At 35.6% G+C, this 21,977-nt stretch carries 24 protein-coding genes, 1 riboswitch and 2 other annotated features; of the genes, 5 read left to right on the top strand and 19 right to left on the bottom strand.

Features of this window, described 5'->3' with window-relative positions:
- Nucleotides 1-113 precede the first annotated feature (113 nt).
- Nucleotides 114-1,211: a site-2 protease family protein gene (locus tag F8162_RS18935; RefSeq protein ID WP_151631114.1), complete on the bottom strand. Its 1,098-nt coding sequence runs from the start codon at nt 1,209-1,211 to the stop codon at nt 114-116.
- A gap of 147 nt (nt 1,212-1,358) precedes the next feature.
- On the opposite strand from F8162_RS18935, the gene F8162_RS18930 reads away from it, so the two are divergent.
- The gene (locus F8162_RS18930; protein WP_001053353.1) at nt 1,359-1,556 is read left to right on the top strand and encodes a hypothetical protein; all 198 of its coding nucleotides are present in this window, start codon (nt 1,359-1,361) and stop codon (nt 1,554-1,556) included.
- 107 nt (nt 1,557-1,663) lie between these two features.
- Here the strand turns inward: F8162_RS18930 and F8162_RS18925 are convergent, their stop codons facing one another.
- Nucleotides 1,664-2,515: a hypothetical protein gene (locus tag F8162_RS18925; protein WP_151631115.1), complete on the bottom strand. Its 852-nt coding sequence runs from the start codon at nt 2,513-2,515 to the stop codon at nt 1,664-1,666.
- 107 nt (nt 2,516-2,622) lie between these two features.
- Between F8162_RS18925 and F8162_RS18920 the strand changes: the two genes are divergently transcribed.
- A complete protein-coding gene (locus tag F8162_RS18920) occupies nt 2,623-3,399 on the top strand; it encodes a class I SAM-dependent methyltransferase (protein ID WP_151631116.1) in 777 nt (258 codons plus the stop codon).
- A 39-nt stretch (nt 3,400-3,438) separates the two neighbouring features.
- On the opposite strand, the gene F8162_RS18915 is transcribed toward F8162_RS18920, so the two are convergent.
- A complete protein-coding gene (locus tag F8162_RS18915) occupies nt 3,439-3,648 on the bottom strand; it encodes a hypothetical protein (protein ID WP_000880630.1) in 210 nt (69 codons plus the stop codon).
- A 271-nt stretch (nt 3,649-3,919) separates the two neighbouring features.
- Nucleotides 3,920-4,178 (top strand) — a binding site (T-box leader).
- Between the two features lie 56 nt (nt 4,179-4,234).
- Between F8162_RS18915 and brnQ3 the strand changes: the two genes are divergently transcribed.
- A complete protein-coding gene (brnQ3, locus tag F8162_RS18910; RefSeq protein ID WP_151631117.1) occupies nt 4,235-5,590 on the top strand; it encodes a branched-chain amino acid transport system II carrier protein BrnQ3 in 1,356 nt (451 codons plus the stop codon).
- 24 nt (nt 5,591-5,614) lie between these two features.
- Here the strand turns inward: brnQ3 and F8162_RS18905 are convergent, their stop codons facing one another.
- From F8162_RS18905 to gltP, 9 genes are all read right to left on the bottom strand, one after another.
- On the bottom strand, nt 5,615-5,953 hold the full coding sequence (locus tag F8162_RS18905) for a DUF3922 domain-containing protein (RefSeq protein ID WP_151631118.1): 339 nt from the start codon (nt 5,951-5,953) through the stop codon (nt 5,615-5,617).
- Nucleotides 5,954-6,158: 205 nt separating this feature from the next.
- Nucleotides 6,159-6,791: a response regulator gene (locus tag F8162_RS18900; protein WP_042982762.1), complete on the bottom strand. Its 633-nt coding sequence runs from the start codon at nt 6,789-6,791 to the stop codon at nt 6,159-6,161.
- Nucleotides 6,788-7,843: a sensor histidine kinase gene (locus tag F8162_RS18895; protein WP_151631119.1), complete on the bottom strand. Its 1,056-nt coding sequence runs from the start codon at nt 7,841-7,843 to the stop codon at nt 6,788-6,790. The genes F8162_RS18900 and F8162_RS18895 overlap by 4 nt, the downstream gene beginning before the upstream one ends.
- Complete coding sequence (gene liaF / locus F8162_RS18890) at nt 7,843-8,583, bottom strand: cell wall-active antibiotics response protein LiaF (RefSeq protein WP_075308724.1); 741 nt, start codon at nt 8,581-8,583, stop codon at nt 7,843-7,845. Before liaF ends, F8162_RS18895 begins: the two co-directional genes overlap by 1 nt.
- 106 nt (nt 8,584-8,689) lie before the next feature.
- Entirely contained in the window at nt 8,690-9,352 is a 663-nt protein-coding gene (locus tag F8162_RS18885; protein WP_001980961.1) for a PspA/IM30 family protein, read from the bottom strand.
- Between the two features lie 51 nt (nt 9,353-9,403).
- Nucleotides 9,404-9,760: a flagellar basal body rod protein gene (locus F8162_RS18880; RefSeq protein WP_151631120.1), complete on the bottom strand. Its 357-nt coding sequence runs from the start codon at nt 9,758-9,760 to the stop codon at nt 9,404-9,406.
- A 229-nt stretch (nt 9,761-9,989) separates the two neighbouring features.
- Complete coding sequence (locus F8162_RS18875) at nt 9,990-11,306, bottom strand: Na+/H+ antiporter NhaC family protein (protein ID WP_151631121.1); 1,317 nt, start codon at nt 11,304-11,306, stop codon at nt 9,990-9,992.
- A 94-nt stretch (nt 11,307-11,400) separates the two neighbouring features.
- Nucleotides 11,401-11,506, bottom strand: a riboswitch (SAM riboswitch).
- 120 nt (nt 11,507-11,626) lie between these two features.
- Nucleotides 11,627-12,145, bottom strand: a complete 519-nt coding sequence (locus F8162_RS18870; protein WP_151631122.1) for a DUF402 domain-containing protein — start codon at nt 12,143-12,145, stop codon at nt 11,627-11,629.
- A 66-nt stretch (nt 12,146-12,211) separates the two neighbouring features.
- A complete protein-coding gene (gene gltP / locus F8162_RS18865; protein WP_151631123.1) occupies nt 12,212-13,483 on the bottom strand; it encodes a glutamate/aspartate:proton symporter GltP in 1,272 nt (423 codons plus the stop codon).
- Between the two features lie 494 nt (nt 13,484-13,977).
- Between gltP and F8162_RS18860 the strand changes: the two genes are divergently transcribed.
- Together F8162_RS18860 and F8162_RS28795 are read left to right on the top strand one after the other, a co-directional pair.
- Complete coding sequence (locus tag F8162_RS18860) at nt 13,978-15,249, top strand: murein hydrolase activator EnvC family protein (protein WP_151631124.1); 1,272 nt, start codon at nt 13,978-13,980, stop codon at nt 15,247-15,249.
- A 102-nt stretch (nt 15,250-15,351) separates the two neighbouring features.
- On the top strand, nt 15,352-15,513 hold the full coding sequence (locus F8162_RS28795) for a hypothetical protein (RefSeq protein ID WP_192797638.1): 162 nt from the start codon (nt 15,352-15,354) through the stop codon (nt 15,511-15,513).
- A gap of 30 nt (nt 15,514-15,543) precedes the next feature.
- On the opposite strand, the gene F8162_RS18855 is transcribed toward F8162_RS28795, so the two are convergent.
- From F8162_RS18855 to cysC, 7 genes are all read right to left on the bottom strand, one after another.
- Nucleotides 15,544-16,899, bottom strand: a complete 1,356-nt coding sequence (locus F8162_RS18855; RefSeq protein WP_141499056.1) for a sodium-dependent transporter — start codon at nt 16,897-16,899, stop codon at nt 15,544-15,546.
- A 111-nt stretch (nt 16,900-17,010) separates the two neighbouring features.
- Nucleotides 17,011-17,258, bottom strand: a binding site (T-box leader).
- Nucleotides 17,259-17,319: 61 nt separating this feature from the next.
- Complete coding sequence (locus F8162_RS18850) at nt 17,320-17,937, bottom strand: NAD(P)-binding protein (RefSeq protein ID WP_151631125.1); 618 nt, start codon at nt 17,935-17,937, stop codon at nt 17,320-17,322.
- Entirely contained in the window at nt 17,912-18,667 is a 756-nt protein-coding gene (locus F8162_RS18845) for a sirohydrochlorin chelatase (protein ID WP_151631126.1), read from the bottom strand. The genes F8162_RS18850 and F8162_RS18845 overlap by 26 nt, the downstream gene beginning before the upstream one ends.
- Nucleotide 18,668: 1 nt before the next feature.
- Complete coding sequence (cobA, locus tag F8162_RS18840; protein ID WP_098130899.1) at nt 18,669-19,445, bottom strand: uroporphyrinogen-III C-methyltransferase; 777 nt, start codon at nt 19,443-19,445, stop codon at nt 18,669-18,671.
- 85 nt (nt 19,446-19,530) lie between these two features.
- Nucleotides 19,531-19,731, bottom strand: coding sequence for a DUF3906 family protein (locus tag F8162_RS18835; RefSeq protein ID WP_071757530.1), 201 nt, complete (start codon nt 19,729-19,731; stop codon nt 19,531-19,533).
- Between the two features lie 10 nt (nt 19,732-19,741).
- Entirely contained in the window at nt 19,742-21,364 is a 1,623-nt protein-coding gene (locus F8162_RS18830) for a nitrite/sulfite reductase (protein ID WP_151631127.1), read from the bottom strand.
- A 12-nt stretch (nt 21,365-21,376) separates the two neighbouring features.
- Entirely contained in the window at nt 21,377-21,970 is a 594-nt protein-coding gene (gene cysC / locus F8162_RS18825; protein ID WP_151631128.1) for an adenylyl-sulfate kinase, read from the bottom strand.
- Nucleotides 21,971-21,977: the final 7 nt, after the last annotated feature.

Here is a 21,977-nt window from a genome sequence, read left to right as displayed (position 1 = left end):
TACAGAACTCCTTCTCTACTAAAGATATTACAAAATATGACTATACTTGTAACATTCTCTCGTAAAAATATAATTCCTGTATAAACCATTCCTATCATTTCGACAATATTTTTCTATACATTTCTCCTTGGCAAATGTTCTTGTAAAACAATATATCCTTCATAAGCTGTGTAACCGAGTATAGCCATTAATCCGATATAACAAGCAAATACTGTCCATTTCGTTTTCGTATCCACTTTGTAATAGTTTTCCTGTTGTCTCTTTTCTGCATCCCATTCCTGTAATTTTTTTTCTGACATTTCAAATGCTTCTCTTATATGAATTGTATATGTTTCTTTTTCATCTTCATATGGGACGTAATCAAGTGGCTCAAACTTTGGTAAAAGATACTCTAACACTTCAATCCTTTGAAGTTCTCCTGTTTTTAATTCTTTCTCTCGTTCTTTTTGTCTTAATATATTTATTTCATGTTGCATCATATAAATATTTCGATGCACTGCACCTGTTTCTTTTAACTCCTCTTCAAGCCTTGCAACATATTCTTTCATTCCATCAATTCTATATCCTAATTCCTTAATTGGCTCTTCTCTCTTTATTACTCTATATAATTCCATACAGCCGATAATAAAGATAAACCCTCCCAGAATACTTTTAAAGTAAATGGAATAACCGAGCAATACAATAAGGCCCGCTCCCCAAATCTTTGTACTTACAACTGAGATAATTCGTCCACCATCTAATGGAGAAACCGGAATCAAGTTAAAGAAGTTAATCATACTTCCAAGTAAAATAATTAATGCCCAAAATGGCTCTTTCGTTATTATATAAAGTGGAATCGCAGGTAAAAATGACAACAATCCGAAAAGAGGTCCCATGAAGGCGATGTAAGCCTCATCTTTTGCATTTTTCGGCATCTCTTTCATCCCAATAAGAGCGCCCATAAATGGAATAAATATTGCTGGCGATGTTGGTATCCCCTTTCTTTTCGCAGCCCATAAATGGCCCATTTCATGAATAAACAATAAATAAATGAGCGCTACCCCAAATTTCCAACCATATATAACTGCGTATGCACCAAGCGATAGAAACATACTAAATACCGTTGAAAACTTTGCTAATTTAAAAATTGCAAATACCCACTTTAACTTAGAAAGTAAAAATAACCCTATTGCAACAATAATTCCCCATAACCCTTTTCTATTATTTTTCATATTCCTCTCCTTTATCTCTCATTAATGATTCATATTCATGAAAGCTTGTTCTTTTCTCTATTATGACATATTTTTTTCTATCGTTAGAAATAATGTTTATTTAATCCATTTTTAGCCAAAAATATAAATACAAGGAGGTGTATACAGATGAATTTGCAATCTCTCATAATAGGCGCTCTATCGTTTTTAGCTTCAACTCTTATTTTTTATACCGTTAGCTACGTATTATTATTAGATTTGTTGCCCAATCACGTATTTATTGCTCTTATCATCCTTTCCGCTCTTATGATTTCTTTTCTTATTACACGAAAATCAATGAATGAGCCATCTGCAAAAGCAAAGTAATAGAGAGGGGTGTTTTCCCCCTCTCTATTATCATTTCCTAGGAAAGGCCATATAGACTTTACGAATTATATTCATTCCGATCCGTAAGGGCTGATTATAGTTTCACTTTATCTTTGTAAATTCATTTTTTCACCATACTCTTTAACAATTTGAATGATATTTTGAAAAACACCTATTTTTTCTTTTTTACTATTCAATATTTTCAAATCATAATTTTCATAATATGTTTCTAATGACTTTAATTGTGATTCTGAAGCATCTTTTATCGGAACAGTAGCATGCAATTCATACTGTTTATACCCTTCCTTTACCTTTTCACCTGAAATTTTTTCACTCTCTTTTGTTCCAATTAATTTTTGAACTTTTTCCGGATAAATGACTTGCAAATAATATTCTCGTTCCTTCTCTAACTTGTTGTATAGTGATTGTGAAATCGTATACCGTACCGTATAATTCACTTTTTGATCGCCTGCTTTAATATGAAACGCGGTAATTTGCAAATCTTTTTTTGTTACTTCCGTTAAAGGGCCTACCTGCATCTCATCTTCTTTTTGTTCTGAAGCATTTGGAAATATAGCCAACAGCTTTTCCGTATCTTTTTTATCCAACATATACATATCTGTCTTATGTTGTACCCAACCTCGTCTGTCTTCTCCTCTTAGCCATGCATAATATGTTTCTTTTTTTCCATCTCTACTAATTTGTATTTCATATTCCGGTTCACCAAAACTACCTGTTACTTCTTGTTTTTCCGCTTTATCTATAATGTCTATTACTAACTTCGCTTCTAATTCCTGTAACTTTTTCTCTTTATGTTTTTTTTGTATAACGGTTACCCCTATTGTTTCTTTCACTTCATTCACCGTCTCTTCTACTTTTTCTGTTTCTTTTTTTGGCTCTGTTTGACTACAAGATGCTAGTAACATAGCAAATAACAACAATACATATTTCCTTTTCAACTTAATCCTCCCTTTACAATAAGAAATCCTTATAATCTTCATACAAAAAACAAAAACGTGACACACTATAAAATACGCTATACTAAGCATTGAAGGGAGGTCTTTTCATGTCCATTAATTTTCATGATGCAAATAATAAATACACATACGCACAGCGAAACACCCATATTTCTTGGGGAGAAATGATAAAAAGTATTACAAATATACAAAACAAGCAAATAATTGATATCGGTTGTGGTGGCGGAATTTATACGAAAGAACTTGCTCTTATGGGAGCAAAAAGTGTTGTTGGACTGGATTTTTCCAAAGAAATATTACAAGCTGCAAAAGAAAATTGTAGCGGCTTTTCAAACATTTCATTCATTAACGGCGATGCGCATAGCGTCCCATCTCCTAATGATACATTCGACATTGTTATTTCGCGCGCAGTGATTCATCATTTACACGACATTCCTACATTTCTACGTGAAGCTTCTCGTATATTAAAGAAAAACGGTGTACTTATTGTACAAGACCGAACCATCGAAGATTGTACAATTCCTGGAAACCCCGAACACATCCGTGGATATTTTTTCTCTATCTTTCCAAAACTCATTGAAATTGAATCAAAAAGACGTCCAAAAACCGACACGATACAACAAGAATTACAAAAATATTTTCTTCACGTGTTCCCCACTCAAACACAATGGGAAGTACGAAAAATACATGATTCTGTAGAAGCATTGCTACAAGATTTATCACCTCGAACAGGTCGATCCATTCTATACGAATTAACAGATTATGAACTTTCTCAACTTCTACAACAAGTACAGACTGCCTTGCAAAACGTCTCTCCTATTATCGAAAGAGATCGGTGGACAATTTGGAGCGCTATGAAATTGTAAGGAAGGAAGCCTCACAAAATAATGTGAGGCTTCCTTCTTTCATAATCTAATTTTGCAACACTCTTGATATCCTCCACTTCTGGCCTGTGCACTTCCACACTTCGGACATACTAAATATCTAGACTGATTTGTCAACAAACTACCTTTTTGAAAGAGTAAAACTTCTGCTTGTTTAAACGAACGCGAATAATATAACCACATAAAACCAATTATAGCAATAATGCCAAATAATACTCCCATCGCAAGCATTTCAGTCACCTCTTTTGGTTTGTTCTTTCCAGCAAGTGGATTGTTGTATTATTCTCTGTAAATTCAAACAATACCTTCTTTACTCCTATAAATATCAACTTTCTCCACAAATTTTACAATTCTCTACAAAATTTTACTCCCATTTTACAATTCACCATTCCCTTTACCGCAACAAACATCTCATTCGATATTTCTGGATATAAATATATCTTTCAAAAAAATATTGACTTTCAAAAAAAAACATGCAACAATACTGTCAGAATACTTGAATAAAAATTCATTGACGAGAACGAGTACGTTATAGGACTGTCCCCCAGAGAGTTGGCGATTTGCTGAAAGCCAACGTTCAGTGCATAGCCGAAAATCATCTCCGAGAAGTAGAACCGAATGTTACAGTAAGTTCTTACCGGCTGTCCCCCGTTACAAGGAACACGTATCATGTTGTACGTTGTAAAGCCGTATACATATAGACTCATTTCTACATGTATAAATTAGGGTGGTATCGCGGGTAAATATAACTCGTCCCTTTCTTTAGGGACGAGTTTTTTGTGTTCTTACAAATGAATTTAAAAAAGGAGGAAAAACAATGAACACTGTATCAAAAAAACATATTTTTTCCACGGGTCTTATGCTATTTTCTTTATTTTTTGGGGCAGGTAATTTAATTTTCCCTCCCATGCTTGGACAAAATGCAGGTGAAAACTTTTGGCCAGCGATGATTGGATTTTTACTAACAGGAGTCGGTTTACCACTATTAACCGTTATTGCAATTTCTTTATCAGGAAATGGTATGCAACAACTCGCAAGTCATGTTCACCCATTATTCGGAATTTTCTTTACTGTAGTTGTATACATCGCAATTGGTCCTTCTATGGGAATTCCACGCGTTGCAAATGTCGCTTATGAAATGGGTGTGAGTTCTTTCTTGCCAGAAACAATTCGCTCTAGTAACCTAGCACTATTTTTATACACGGTCATCTTCTTCGCTATCGTATTTTGGCTTAGTTTAAATCCATCTAAACTCGTCGCTCGCATCGGAAATATATTAACACCTATTTTATTACTCTCTATTTTCTTATTATTTGTTAAAAGTGTATTTACACCACTCGGGCAATCAGGACAAGCAATGCAAGAGTATCAAACTTCTCCAATCTTCAAAGGTTTTATGGAAGGATACTTAACGATGGATACCATTTCTGCACTTGCATTTGGAATTATCGTTGTAAATGCCATTCGCTCTAACGGTGTGAAGGATCGTAAATCCATTGCCATTGCAACAGCAAAAGCAGGACTTATTGCCGCTACCGGTCTCGTACTTGTATATGGTGCACTTGGCTGGCTCGGTGCAACTAGCGTCTCTCTCGGATATGCAAAAAATGGCGGACAATTACTTACTGTTATCGTACAACAATTATTCGGTCCATACGGTTTACTTCTATTATCTCTAATCGTTACACTCGCCTGCTTAACAACATGTGTTGGACTTGTATCTGCATGTAGTCAATATTTCTCAACATTATTGACTACATTTTCATACAAAATGTTCGCTAGCATCATTTGTACATTAGGATTATTAGTTGCCAACTTAGGTTTAACAAAAATTATTGCCATCTCTGTTCCAATTCTACTTGTTGTATATCCAGTTGCAATTGTACTCGTCCTACTATCGTTACTTCATAAATATTTCGGTGGATATCGCTTTGTTTATGTAGGTGCTTTAATTGGAGCAGCAATCGTAAGTGTATTTGATGGATTAAAACAAGGTGGTATTTCAGTTTCATTTATCACACCATATTTTGAATTTATCCCTTTATATAAGGAAGGAATAGGCTGGTTAATACCAGCCTTAGCCGGAGCTCTCATCGGCCTTACAATCGCTAAACTAAGCGGTGCGAAAAAAGTGCCCTTACTAACCGAACCTCGTGAAGTAAAAGCATCCTAAAAAAACTCCCGCAAGGGAGTTTTTTTACATTTGATAAGCAGTATGATTAAAACTACTTATTTTATACGCTTTCGTATAATAGTCGATATTTGTATCCACTGTTTCTACTTTGACAACATCATAGCAATCTTCTTGCTTTACTAAAAATAAATAGTACTCTTCTGTCGCCTCAACAATTGCAATTTTATCTGTTTCAACATTATATTGTTCACAAAGCGCTTGTAATGCGTTCACATAATCCCCTAATTTTTTAGACTTATCCATACCAAATATAGTTTGAACTAACATATACATTCTCCCCTTTGTATGTACTGTTAATAACTTAATGATAACGCTTACATTTATTGACGTCAATAAAAAGATTTAGCACAAACTAATAATCAGTGGGGATAGCCCCCCACTGATTAAAGTTTCACTTTACCCCGCATTAACAGGCAGTAAAACTCCCACCTCAAAATTCAGCGACTGCGAAGATGTTAGGCGGAAGATAACTGCCCGTAAAAGCCCGATTGCTGAAGGCTAATAATCAGCAGGGATAACCCCTCCCACTGATTAAAGTTTCACTTTATCATTTCGTCAATTGATGTCTAAACGCATAAATAACCGCCTGCGTACGATCACTTACATTTAATTTATTTAATATATTACTCACATGTGTCTTTACTGTTTTGAGGGCAATAAACAGTTCATCTGCAATCTCTTGATTACTTTTCCCCTCTGCAATTAATAACAAAATTTCTGACTCTCTTTCTGTTAAGTCCTCATGCAAAGGTTGTTCTTTCTTCTGACGCATACGTGACATCATTTTACCAGTAACTTTTGGTTCTAATACCGTTTCTCCATCATAAGTAGCTCGTACAGCATCTGCTATATCACTCGCTCTTGAAGTTTTTAATAAATAACTTGTCGCTCCCGCCTCAATAACAGGATACAATTTCTCATCATCTAAAAAGCTCGTTACAACTACAATTTTTGCTTCTGGCCATTCCTGAATAATTGCACGTGTTGCTTCAACCCCATCCATTTCATCCATGACAAGGTCCATCAAAATAATATCCGGTCTTAATTGCAAAGCTAACTCTGCACCTTTTCTTCCATTTTCAGCTTCTCCAACTACTTCAATATCTGGCTGCGTTGATAAATATGCTGATACACCCATCCGAACCATTTCATGATCATCCACTAGTAATACTTTTATCATGATTCTCCCCCTTTCTCAATCATAATCGGTACTTTCACTTCTATTTGCGTACCTTTAGCCGGAAAACTAAGCACTTTTAATGTCCCACCAATTTCATGAACACGCTCTTGCATGGATCTTAGACCATATGAACCAGCTTTATTAACTCCAACTTCAAATCCAACGCCATCATCAATAATTTTTAGAATTGCATATTGATCAATTTTTCGAAGACGCACTTCCGTTTTCTTTGCCTTCGCATGCCGTAAAGTATTAGACAGCGCCTCTTGTACAATGCGGAATAAATGATCTTCTACACCTTTTTTCAATTCTATTGGCTCAATTAACCATTCAATTTTCATATGTTGCTTTCTAGACAGTTCTGTTAATAACTCTTCTATACCCTCTGTTAGTTTCTTACCTTCTAACTGCACCGGGCGTAAATGAAGAAGCAATGCTCTCATTTCTGACTGTGCATTTACAACCATATTTTCAACGAGCTGCAACTGTTTTTTCGTCATTTCTGGAATTTCAGCTACTTGTTCATTAATAGCCGACATCATCATCGACATTGCAAAAAGCTGCTGACTTACAGAATCATGCAGCTCCCTCGCTAACCGATGCCTTTCCTGGGAAATCGCTTCTTGTCTCATCTCTTCATTCCAATGAGCTCGTTCATTCGTTACTTTTTGAAAGAGTCCAGCTTGCTCCTCTAATCGACGAGCCAGAACGATTACTTTTCGTTCCACTTCATGAAATTCATCATCTGCAGTAAACGAAACATCGCTCGGAAAATTCCCTCGCTCTACTTCAAATAGAAAAGTATTTAATCCTTGTATACGCTGCTCTATATAATAACCGATTGCATATCCTACAATTCCCCCGATAAGTAAACTTGTAGTCATAATAAACAAGCCAATTGGAACAGAAGCGATGGATTCCTTCCATAATAAATCATACACTTGTTGCTCACTTTTCCATACATATACAATTGTACAAATAAGTGCGATACTAACAGAGGACAACATAGAATAACGAATATACATCCACGAAATATTTTTTTGTTTTTTCATTATACTTTCCTCACTTCCGTATCGCCTACGACAAGCGAAGAAATAATTTTAATACGACGAGGAGCCTCTTTATACTGCTCTGTTCTAAATGTAACATTGCGGTTAAATCCTGTTTCTTCATGACCTGGCAGAAGCACACGTCCGACAATAACAGAATGATTTAAAGACAGTTCAATATCATATGGCACATATAAACGAATATTACCAACGACACCGCGAATAACAATTACCGTCTCCCCTTCTGGGATCATAGCAGTTGTTAAATCTATTTCCACATCACAAGCACCATATTGAACATTAATATCCTCAAGTTCATAAATATGATCCATCATTCGTATATTCCCTACAAACATATTTTTTAAATACGGTTCTGTACGATATATTTGCTTCTCTTCGTCTATAATCCCTTTTTCTTTAATTTCAACCTTCATTGCTTTTTGCTGATGTCCTTGTTGAATCAGTTGATAACCAATTAAAGCTAAACAAGCAAATACGACAAGAACAAATGCTGCTGATGAAAATAAGAAGAATAAAAATACGATACCACCAACAAATAAAAAGACATTTCCCCTTACATAACGATTCTTCTTACGATAATGCCTTCCAAACATAAGCATAATAAATGCAAAAATGAGACCACCTGGTTCAAAATGTCCAAGTATCATATCAAGAAAAAGACCGAATCCAAATATGATGAGGAGCATCCCCATTAATTGTGTTTTTGAAAATTGTTTCTTCATTTCAGCTCCCCCCTTCTTGTTACATATACATAGAAGAAAAGGCATTGCTTTCCAACACCTTTTCTCCTATCACTATATCATAAGCCTGTTTTATAATATACTACTATTATTTTGTTAACTCTTTCGTTAACGATACATCATTCTTTTCTTTCATTTCGCGCTCCAGCTTTGCAATTTTCATATCAAATGTATCACGCTCATGCTCCTCATTCATACGAGTTTCTAAGTCACGAATATGATCTTCAATTTCTTCAAAGCGTAAGAACGGATTGTTTTCATCCATTTTATGCATCGCTGTATTCATACGACGATTTGCATGTGCCATATTTTCACGTGCCATTAGTTCCATGCGCTTTGCGTGCATTTCTTTTAATTTGTTTTTCATTTCAGAGAGACGACGCTCTAACTCATCGATTTGCTCTACAACACCTGCATACATTTCTTCTAATCGAGTTACTTGCCCTTCATAATAAGCTACTTCTTCTAATGCACGTTCGTGTAACTGTAATTCGCCTGCTTCTTGAGCGATGATAGCCTGTTTTGATCTTTTATTAACGAAATAACGTGCTTGCTCAAGCTCACGAGCGAAATTAGATTTTAATGTTTTATGACGCTGAATTAACTTCTCAATTTTTGTTGTTTCACGCTCACTATCGCGTAAATATTGGTTTAACATAGCAATTGGATTTTTTCTTTCTTTCTCATCTAACACATTATGAAAATCTGCTAAAATTGCATCGCGTACACGTCCGAATAAAGATTGTTTCATTATAATCTTCCTCTCTTCTACTTTATAAATTTGATTTTTATTAATTTTTTATTAGTTTTTCATTAACTTGTTCCACTCATCTTCAAAGTTGCTATATGGTTTAGAACTTTCTGATGCAGAATCAACAACTACATTTTTTTCTTTTTTCCACTCACGGTATCCGTAGTATAAAACTACTACTGCTGCGATACCGATTAGTGCTGGGGAATGAGAAAGGGCGATGGACAAGCCGATCAAACCAACAATACCCCAAGCTAACTTTCCAAAAAATGATTGTGCTCGCACAAATGATTTATAGCTCCAGTACACAACTCCTGCTCCAATTGCGAATCCTATAATACCAGCAAGACTGCCAAGAGCAATTAAAGCTAAAATACCAGCCGCGATAAACGCTAGAAATTGTTTCATCTTGTGCTTGCCTCCCTTCGATTTGATACTCTTATCTTAACTATTTTTTCTTTTTTCCATAACGAGCTTAAGAACCGTTTTCGACTCAGACTTAAGACTGAGTTGCATTCAGCCTTTTGTAAAAACATGCGGTAGCATCGCATCATTCACTCTTTTAGCGCACATAAAAAGCCGTACAGAGAACATTCTCTGTACGGCTTTCGTTTCAATTCATAAATTTCATTTTTCATTATGCTGTTTTGTGATACTCTTTCTTTCCCGCTACTTTAGAAAACCTCGGGAAACCAATTAATATAGAAATGATTCCACATACTCCAACTAAGATCGGATAAAACGCATATGGTAGCAATTCAATCGGAGATAACGCCGCAAACCCTGCTGCTGTTAACATTTGTGCGCCGTACGGTATTAATCCTTGCACACAACATGAGAAAAGATCTAATACACTCGCTGATTTACGTGGATCAATTTCATACTGATTTGCAATGTTTTTCGCAAGTGGACCTGTAAAGATAATAGAAATCGTATTATTCGCTGTACACATATTCGTCATACCTACTAAACCAGCAATACCAAACTCTGCTCCTTTTTTAGAACGAATATTACGTGTTAAAAGATTCATTAAATATTGAATGCCACCATTATATTGAATCAGTTCGACCATACCGCCAATTAAAATAGCAAGTAATACTAACTCCATCATACCGCCCATTCCAGTCGTTACACTTTTAAAGAAACTCTCTAACGTGTAACTGCCATCAAAAAGACCGATAACGCCAGATAGTACAGTTCCACCAGTTAACACAATAAGTACATTCCAGCCAAGCAATGCTGTAATAAGTACTCCTGCATACGGTAAAATCTTTATCCAGTCAAAGCTATGCGCTTTAACTTGCGTATCGCTTCCTAAAGTAAGTATTACTAACAGTACAATTGTAATAATAGCCGCTGGTAATACAATTAAAAAGTTCGTTTTAAACTTATCTTTCATTTCTGTTCCTTGTGAGCGTACAGCTGCAATTGTTGTATCTGAAATAAATGATAAATTATCACCAAACATTGCTCCACCAACAACAGTAGCCATCGTAAGTGCAATGGAGATATCAGTTTGCCCACTAATCCCTACAGCAATTGGTGCTAATGCAGCTATTGTTCCCATTGAAGTTCCCATCGCTAATGAAATAAATGCCCCGATAACAAAAATTCCAGCTACGATAAACCCTTGCGGTAAAATGGATAACGCTAAGTTAACTGTAGAATCAACGCCGCCCATCCCTTTTGCTGTTTCAGAAAACGCTCCTGCCAGTACAAAAATCAGAACCATAATCATAATATCTGGGTTCCCTGCACCTTTAGCAAATCGTTCTACTTTTACATTAAAACTTTCTTTACGATTCATTGCTAAAGCGACTCCTACAGCAATTGAAATTGCTACAAGTATCGGCAATTTATAGAAATCACCTGTAATAATTCCAGAACCAATAAATAGCGCCAAAAATATCCCAAGTGGTAATAAAGCCAAACCATTTCCTCTCGTTTCTTTCAAAGTACCATCTCTCCCTAGTTTCAACCTTTTTCTAATAAATAACAAAAGACCTCTTCCAATGAGAAGAGGTCTTATACATGTATAAGAAACGCTCTTCTCATCTTTCAAGCACATGCTTGCTGGATTTGGCACAGCACTCTGAAATCGAGTCCGCTGCCGAGGCATCGTAGGGCCAGTCCCTCCGCCTCTCTTTATAAGAAGGTTTCATATTTATTTTTTAATAATAATTTCTTCCCTAACTTTACTCGCTTACAAAACAAAAGTCAATTATTTTTTGTATAGATTTTTTTGGTAATTATGCAAAAAATTGAATACAACAATCATTTTAACTTTTTGATCTCTTCTTCCAATATTGAAATCCAATAAAATTCACTATTTTTTATTGCATCTATTATCCATTTCGTGGTGTACCAAGCTAACTCATACTCTTCTTTTGTAACATTGCCACTTTTATAAGCATCCTCTAGCTCATCTTCATCTAGTACATACACCTTACCGTTCGGTAATAATACTACATCTAAATATAAATCATCAAAATACGGTAATCCATGGTCGTCAATTTTATATTCTTTTGCCACATCGATGTAATATTGCACTAATTTTTTCTGATCATCTAACATAGCTGTAATCGCAAAGTTTTTCCCTTTTATGAAATATTGAATCCACGTATATTGATTCCCTGCAATACAAAGTTCTTTACCATCATATTCTTTACAACTAGGCTCTCTAACTTTTTTTATTTCCAGTATTCCTAGCATTCCTTCTTCTACTCGCTTAACCGTATAATCCTTCTCTATTAGTCGCTTCCACGAAGAACCGTCACCATATTTGCGTTTCATTACGTCCACTCCCCTTCTATATAGAAAAGCCCCCACATATTATGTGAGAGCTTGTTCAAATTATAATTAAGCTGCTTGCTTATTAGAAATTTCTTTCAAATAAGCTTGTCCTTTTTCAGCATCATACTGACCTTCCCACTTAGACATAACTACAGCTGCTAAAGAGTTACCTACAACGTTAACTGCTGTACGAGCCATATCTAAAATACGGTCAATACCAGCGATGAAGGCTAAACCTTCAGCTGGAATACCTACTGTACCAAGTGTCGCTAATAATACAACGAATGATACGCCCGGTACACCCGCAATACCTTTTGATGTAACCATTAATACAAGTAATAATGTAACTTGTTGAGAAATAGATAAATCAATACCGTACATTTGCGCTAAGAAAATAGCTGCAATTGCTTGATATAAAGTTGATCCATCTAAGTTAAATGAATAACCTGTCGGAATAACGAAAGATGTAATTGCTTTCGGACAACCAAACTTCTCCATTTTCTCCATAATTTTCGGTAAAACTGTTTCTGAACTTGCTGTAGAGTAAGCTAAGATCAGTTCGTCTTTTAAAATCTTGAAGAATTGGAAAATGTTAATTCCAAATATTTTCGCTGTAAGTCCTAAGACAACTACAACGAAGAAGATCATTGCTCCATAGACGACAATTAGTAATTTCCCTAATGGAATTAATGACGCAAGACCAAATGTAGAAACTGTAACACCGATTAGTGCAAATACACCAAATGGTGCAAATTTCATAACCTGGTTCGTTACGTAAAACATTGCATCAGCTACACCTTGGAAAAATTGAAGAACTGGTCTTCCTCTTTCACCAATTGCTGCGACACCTAAACCAAATAATACAGAGAAGAAGATAATAGCAAGCATATCTCCGTCAGCTAATGACTTCATAATGTTCGTTGGAACAATATTTACAAATGTATCTGCAAATGAATGACTTTGTACCTGCTCTGTCGTATGTGTATATTTCGAAATATCTGTCTTTGTTAACTGCTCCATATTTACGCCTTTTCCTGGTTGGAAAATATTAGCAATCAATAGACCAACAATAATTGCAAGTGTTGTAATAATTTCAAAATAAATAATTGTTTTTCCGCCTAGTCGGCCTAGTTTTTTAACATCGCCAACACCAGCAACCCCAACAACAATACTTGCTACAACAATTGGTACAACGATCATTTTAATTAATCGGATGAAAATATCACCAATTGGTTGTAAGTACTTCACTACAGCTGGATTATCAAAGAAAATCGCACCAACTGCAATACCTAACGCAAGACCAATTAATATTTGCCATGCAAGTCCTATTCTTTTCATATTTGTTGTAACCCCCTCTTCGATGTGTCACTCTACCTCTCATTCTATATCTATAAAACTTGAAATTAAGAGTATTACATATTGTTCGACAATTCACTACATTTTGTCCCTGTTAAAAATCATAAATCAAAATTTAAAATCTGACAACAAAATAAGTTTGCCCGAACGCAAATAATTTTCTTGACAAAAACAAAACCCATGTCAGAAAACCTCACATGAGAACGATTCCTTATCAGTGTTTTATTGGATTCCTCTCTACTATTTTACTATATAAAATAAATATATTTTTTCCTTTATTTTACAATAAAATCCAAAAAATACATCCTTGTTGAACGAATAAAAAAGCGCATCCAACATGACAATTATCATTAAAAAATGATAAATTCCGACAAAACTTAGCAATTTTATAAATTTTTCTTTACATTATGGTTACAACGATAGACACTCTTCTTCTTATGATATATAACATTCATAGGGAAAGGAGCCAGACAACCATGAAAAAGAAATTTGCAGCGTTTAGTGTTTTAGCAGCAGGAACGATTTTTGTTTCTCCACTACTTTCACCTGTATACGCTGAAACGAATCAAGATAAATTATCTAATATTCAATCTGAATTAGAAGGAAAACAAAATGACTTACAAAATAAATCAGCTGAGAAAGAACAAATAGAAAAGGAAATTCAAGAATTACAAAAGAAAATTGATGACTTAACTACTTCTATTAATAAAAACGAAGCTGAATTAAACGATACAAAAAAAGAAATTAGCAAAACACAACAAGTAATTACCGAGAAAAAGAAACATATAGAACAATTACAAACAAACATAGATACACGTCAGGAAGTTATTAAGCAACGTTTACAATCTATGCAAGAAAAACCTCGTACAAATATTATTACAGAGGTAATAACAACTTCTACAAATATCGCTGATCTTGTTGATAATATGTATTCTGTAAGTTTAATTTTAAACAACGATACAGATATTGTAAAAAAACAAACAACTGATCAAAATGCTGTGGCGAAAGAAAAAGAAGCTGTTGAGAAAAAAGAGCAACAACTGAAAGAATCCGAGCAAAAATTAGAACAAAAACAGCAAGAATTACAAAATAACCAACAACAGCAGCAAACCTTTATTAGCGATCTACATACGAAAGTAGCAAAAGTAGATTCAGAGATTGAAGGATTAGAAGAATCCAAAGGTATTTTAGAAAACCAGCGTCAAGCTGTTCAAAAAGCAATTGAAGAAGAAAAGCGTGCCGAAGAGGCTCGTAAAGCTGAGGAAGCTCGCAAGGCAGAAGAAGCTCGTAAACAAGCTACTACATCTGCTCAAACAGCTCAAGCAGCTCCAACACCACACGATACAAATATTGGCGGATTTATTAAGCCAGCAGCTGGATCAAAAACTTCTGGGTTTGGCGTGCGCTCTATAGATAACCATAAAGGAATCGATATCGCAGCCTCAGGAACTGTTCCAATTATTGCCGCTGCTGATGGCGTAGTTATTCGCTCAGAATTATCATCTAGTTACGGAAATGTTGTGTACTTATCTCACCGTATAAACGGAAAAACATATACGACAGTATATGCTCATATGAGTAGCCGTTCTGTATCAAATGGACAAACTGTAAAACAAGGCACTCAACTTGGATTTATGGGGAACACTGGCCAATCATACGGACAACATTTACACTTCGAACTTCACCTTGGAGAATGGAATGTCGGCAAGACAAATGCAGTTGATCCATCTCCTTATATCGGATTATAGAAAAAACTCGGTGCATACCGAGTTTTTTTATTTCCACTTCACAAACTATAGGCATTCCACATAGACTACTACTAAATGCCTATAGTTTACGAAGTGAATCATATGAATACACAATTACAACAAAAAATAGAAGAAGCTAGAGAAACTTACATTGGCCGGTTATTTACATTTGGCGGCTCAGCATTATTTTTAATCGGATCATTCATTGCAGTCGTCACAACCTATAAAGCGTATAATCGTTTATTAAATACACCTACAACATAATAAAAAGACGGAGAAATCTCCGTCTTTTTATTATGCAAACATTTTAAATACGCCTATCGCATTTAAAAATACAATAATTACAGTTACTGGAATAACATAACGAAGCAAGAAGAACCAAATATTAAATAATGTTTTCCCTTTCGTTTCCGTAACTTCTAATTCTTTCATTAACATCTCTTTACTCATTTTATTTGGTACGAATAGCGAAATGGCTAGTACTCCGAGCGGCAGCAATACATTACTTACCGAAAAATCGACGAAATCAAAGAATGTCTTACCAAATATTTTCACATCACTCATAATTCCAAACGATAATGCTGACGGGATTCCAACTGCAAAAATAAGAATACCAATTAATAATGATGCTGACGGACGCTTTTTCTCATTATCTTTCGCAACAGATGCTACTACAATTTCAAGCATGGAAATAGCAGATGTTAACGTTGCAAAGAAGAATAAAACTAAAAACATAATGAAGAAAAATTGTCCAAATGGTATTTTTGCAAATACTGCCGGAAGGACGATAAATAGTAGTCCTGGTCCTTCAGTCGGCTTAACGCCTAATGCGAAAATCGCCGGGAAAATTGCTAATCCTGCAAGCACTGTAATAAAAACAGTTAAACTTACAATAGATGTTGCTGATTTAGCTAAATGTTCTTCTTTCTTCAAATATGAACTATACGTGACCATTACTGAGGCACCTACTGTTAGCGAGAAGAACGATTGTCCCATCGCGTATAAAATCGTATCTGCTGTCAGCTTTGAAAAATCTGGTTTTAAGAAGAACTCTACCCCAGCAAATGCACCATCCAGTGTTAACGCACGAACAATGATCGCAATAAATAAAATAAATAATAGCGGCATCATATACTTACTTGCTTTTTCTATCCCTTTCTCTACACCTTTACTTACAACAAAAATAGTGCAAAGCATAAAGATAAATTGTGCTCCAATCGCGCTTACTGGATTTGAAATCGTTTCACCAAACAACTTTCCATAATCAACAACACCATTCCAGAAACTTCCTGTAACACTATAGTATAAATACAGTAATATCCATCCACCTACAACACTATAAAAAGAGAGTACACTAAAACAAGTTACAACTCCCATACGACCAATCCAAGGATATACTTTACTATTTGGTACTAGTACTTTATAAGCTGTAACCGCCTCTTTTTGAGTGCTACGTCCAATAACAAACTCCGCTAATAGTAAAGGCATACCTATAAATAAAGTTAATAGTAAAAATACAAGGAAGAATGCGCCTCCCCCACCATTACCTGCAACATATGGAAATTTCCATATGGCACCAAGACCTACTGCGGCTCCGGCTGCTGCGAGTACAAAGCCTATTTTCGACGTCCATTGCTGTGTTTCTTTCATCATAAATTCTCCTTTTCTGAATATTTAAACTTTTATTAATTATACACTTTCATTTCATACTCGCACACCTCCTTTAGAAAATAAAAAAGTCCCCTACACGCAAATATGCATGTAGAGGACGATATATGTAATGTAAATACCGTGGTACCACCTCAATTGGATTGATAAATCCCACTTGTTCAAGTACAGGAAAACTCCGATACTCTATCCTTTTAACGGCGGAACCCGGGTTGCCTACTACAATGTTCAACATACCTCTCGCAAGCCCATTCTGTATATTTTATCGTACCGGGCTCCCACCTTACCCCAGCTCTCTGAACGTATCAAATATACATACTCTTCTTGCTCATCGATTTCATTTATTGAAGTTACTTGTGATTATAAATTATATTTTTATAGTTGTAAAGTACAATTTATTCATTATCCTATATGAACTCTTCTCTCTAATTCTTGTAAAAACAATTCTCTTTTTTGTTCATTTTGAACATATATCGACTTTAATACTTCTTGTAACAATATATTTCTCTCTCTTTTCTCTATTTGTAATTCTTTCACTTTTATTCTAACTTCGTATAAAAAATCAAGATACGATTCATACACCTCATCATATTTATTTGCGATATCATCACGGATTTTTTTTGCCAGTTTCGGACTTGCCCCTCCAGTAGAAACAGCCACATTCAGTAATCCTCGATGAATCGCCGCCGGAAAATGAACATTCCCACTTTCCGGATTCGTAATAACATTTACTAATTGATTCTCTGCACTATCTTCAGCAACTTGTTCATTTAATACACCATCACCACTCGCTGCAACAACTAAAAAAGCACCTTGAATATCACTTTTTTCATACTCCCTTTGATACCAACGAATTTGCTTTTCTTCCACTAGTTTCACTAAATTCGCATCCAATTCAGGACTTATCACAATTATATCCGCACCTTGTTTTAGTAAAGGAATAATTTTAAATCCCGCGACTTTCCCTCCACCAATGACAACAACACGTTTCTTCTCAACTCGCACTGTAAGTGGATACATATTGATCCCCCTTCAATAATTTCTTCGTTTTTTGAATTAACATATACTGAAACGCTTCATTCTTTCCTAAATACGGACTTATTTTTATATCACCCAACTCATATCGGCCCACTTCTTTTTCAATATGTTTCATAAGTAAACCTGTAAATAACAAGTAAGGTAGCACAACGATGTTCTTTTCTTTTCGTTCTACAACTTCCTTTAACTTCTCCTCAAATTTCGGCTCAGCAGCCGCTAAATAACAAACCTCTACTTTTTTAATTCTCTCTTCCGTTTGAAATAAAGAAGCGATCCAGTTTATATCTCGTAATAAGTCAGGATCACTGCTCCCTCTTGCAACGAGAAGTAGCGTCACTTCATTCTTATCTTCCTGTTCAATGCCACTTCCGCTATATACCGATTTAACAAGTGTTTCTGATACACCAAACGGGTTACCATAGGTCACTTTAACATTCGAAAATTGATTATTTAACTTCTCCAATGCAAACGGGATATCTTTTTTCACATGACCTGCCGCTAATAAAAAAACTGGAACAACAATAATCTCTGTAGCACCACGCTTCACACATGTACGGAACCCTTCATCAATATTCGGACTCGCTAACTCCAAAAAACAAACTTCTTGAATACTTGCCTCTACACGGTTCATGCATGACGTAATAAATGCAACCGCTTCTTCTTTAGCTGCTTTCAAACGACTTCCATGACATATATATAAGATGGCTTTCATTTTATAACACTCCACTTACTTGATACGTACTTTCTGTCTGTTTCTCAAACCAATGGATTTTTTCTCTAAAACGGACCACTTCTCCAATTACAATCATGCTCGGATTTTGAATTTGTTCTTTTTTGGCAACATCTACAATTGTTCCTAACGTCCCAACAACTGTGCGCTGCATAGACGTCGTTCCTCGCTCAATAATAGCAGCAGGTGTACTTTTATCTTTTCCATGCTTCATCAGTTGCTCACATATGTAGGGTAAATTACTAACCCCCATATATACAGCTAAAGTCTCTACACCTTTCGCTAAATGTTCCCACTTCACTTCTTCTTCAGCATCTTCTTTCCTATGCCCTGTCACAATAGCAAAACTTGCGCTTGCATCACGATGTGTCACTGGAATACCAGCATAAGCAGGAGCAGCTATTCCAGCTGAAATACCAGGAACGATTTCAAATGGTACCCCTTGCTTTGCTAACGCTTCAGCTTCTTCTCCCCCTCTCCCAAATACAAATGGATCGCCGCCCTTAAGCCTCGTTACAACTTTTCCTTTTTTCGCATATTTAATAAGAAACGTGTTAATTGTCTCTTGCTTCATCGTGTGATAATTTGGTAGTTTTCCGCAATAAATTAAATCCGCTTCAGGCTTTGCATAGGAAAGTAACTCTTTATTTACGAGACGGTCGTACAAAATAACATCTGCCTTCTCAATACATTTTAACCCTTTCACAGTAATTAAATCTGGATCACCAGGACCCGCACCAACGATATAAACCTTCCCCATTATCTCTCCTCATTTCTACTATTAAAGTGAAACTTCCATCCTTATATACGAATGGAAGTTTTCATTATTTCGTATTACTTTTTCCTTACTCATGAATAACAAAAGCCGCCCCTTTTCGAATCTTCTTTTTTTCAAATAGGGAAATCTCCTTTACTTCTGGCAACGGTAAAAAATGCTTTTCAAGCTCCATCTCCGCGAGCTTAAATGCCTGTTCTTCACTTTGAGCAACGACAACAATCGGAACAATACTATTTATTAACACAGCTTCAAATCGATATAAATCCATATTGTCCCTCCTAAGACGCTATTAATTCTTCTAGCACGTTATTTAACGCTATTTGTAATGTATCTACACCAATACGACCGACAAAATCATAAAACGTTTCAGCTGGTAATTTATTCTCTTTGAAATAACTTATAAATGAAGCAAGTACATCAGGTAGATCCTCGCCATCTATTTTCCCTTTTAACTTTTGATTATAAGCACCACCATCTAACAACGTTCCACCTACATATATTTCAAATGCTTCAACAATTCCTTTTTCCTTCGTTTTCATTTTCACTCCTTGTAATCCAATATCAGCAATTTGACGTTGACCACATGAATTCGGGCATCCTACCATATGAATACGAACCGGAACATCGAGCGCAATTTGTGTATCTAAGTATTTGGCAATTTTTCGCAATCTTTCTTTCGTTTCTACTAAAGCAAGATTGCAATATTCAATACCAGTACAAGAAACCGCATGACCGATAAACGATTCCGGACTTGCTGATATTGCTTCAAACAATGGCTCATTTAGTAAACCCTTCACATTTTCTGGCGGAACATTCGGAATAATGAAGTTTTGCGAGTTACATGTACGAATCTGCCCATTTCCATACTGCTTAGCAATTTTTGCAATCTCAAACATTTCTTTTGCATGTAGACGTCCTACCGGCACATTAAAACCTACATATTTTAGTCCATCTTGTTTTTGATCTTGAACACCATAAAAGTATCCAGCATTCCAGCCTTTAAGAGCACTTTCACCTTTACTTTGCAATGGTCCTGTATACTCTATTAGTTTCTCTTTAAATTTCTCTGCTCCCCAGTCTGCAACAAGAAATTTCAAACGAGCTAAATGACGTTTTTCACGGTATCCAAAATCACGGAATATCGTAGCAATCGCAATCGCTACCGTCTTCACTTCTTCTGGTAAAACAAATACATCTAATTCATCAGCTAAATATGGACGAGCTGATAATCCACCGCCTACTTTTATATGAAAACCAACTTTTTTCTCACCATCTATTTCTTTCGTAGCAGGTGTAAATGCTACACAGTTAATCTCTGCATTTGCTGAATTATAAATGTTAGAACTAATAGACATTTTAAATTTACGTGGTAAGTTAGAAAACTCTTCATTATGTTGGAAATAGTCATATACCTCTTTTACAATACTAGTTGTATCAAACAGTTCATTTACATCAATGCCAGCAAGTGGATTTCCTGTAATATTACGCGTTATATCACCACACGCTCCAGCTGAAGATAACCCAACTCTCGCTAATCTTTTAAAAATATCTGGAATTTGATGAATTTCTAACCAATGAAACTGAATCGCCTGTCTTGTTGTAATATCTATTACGTCACGCCCATAATCCTCAGCGACAGAGGCAAGCACTTCTGCCTGTGCATTCGTAATAATCCCTGAAGGAATATTTACACGCATCATAAAATATCCAGCTTCTTTCGGTCTTTGTAAATACAACCCTGCCCATTTGAATGCGTCCCACTCTTCTTTCGGAATAGATTCGAAGCCATTCTCCGCATAGTAAGGAATATCATTAAAGATTTCCAATCCATCTTTTTTTAATTTATTTTTCTCAGTTTGATTTAATTTTTCCTTGTTAGCCCATACTTTTTCATAACTCATATTTTACTCCCCCTATATAAAACTACGCTCTTGTAGGTACTTCACGATTTGTTCTGCACATTCTTCAATAGAATACTTGTGTGTTTCTACAATTAATTCCGCTTGTTCTGGTTCCTCATACGGTGAATCAACACCAGTAAATTCTTTAATATCACCTTGTCTTGCTTTTTTATAAAGCCCTTTCGGGTCACGCTTCTCACACTCTTCAATTGGACACTTTACAAACACTTCTATAAACTCATCTACCGCTAATAGATCTCTAACTTGTTTTCGGTCTACTCGAAACGGTGAAATAAACGCTGTAAGAACAACAGTACCTTGATCTACAAATAGCTTCGCCACTTCACCAATCCGTCTTATATTTTCCATACGATCACTTTCAGAAAAACCTAAGTCTTTATTTAAACCGTGGCGTATATTATCTCCATCTAGTACATAGTTTCCAATATTCTTTTCAAATAGTTTACGAGCAACCGCGTTCGCCACCGTAGATTTACCTGAAGCTGATAGACCAGTAAACCAAACTACAAAACTATGATGCCCATTTCTTACTCTTCTCTCATCTTTTGAAACAGATGCTGTATGCCAAGTAATATTCGTATCCATGTCATTC

The sequence above is a fragment of the Bacillus sp. CH140a_4T genome (genome assembly GCF_008923725.1).
In the GTDB taxonomy this organism is placed as follows: domain Bacteria; phylum Bacillota; class Bacilli; order Bacillales; family Bacillaceae_G; genus Bacillus_A.
The sequence above is the reverse complement of the archived record's forward strand: the minus strand, read 5'-3'. Positions and strand labels throughout refer to the sequence as shown.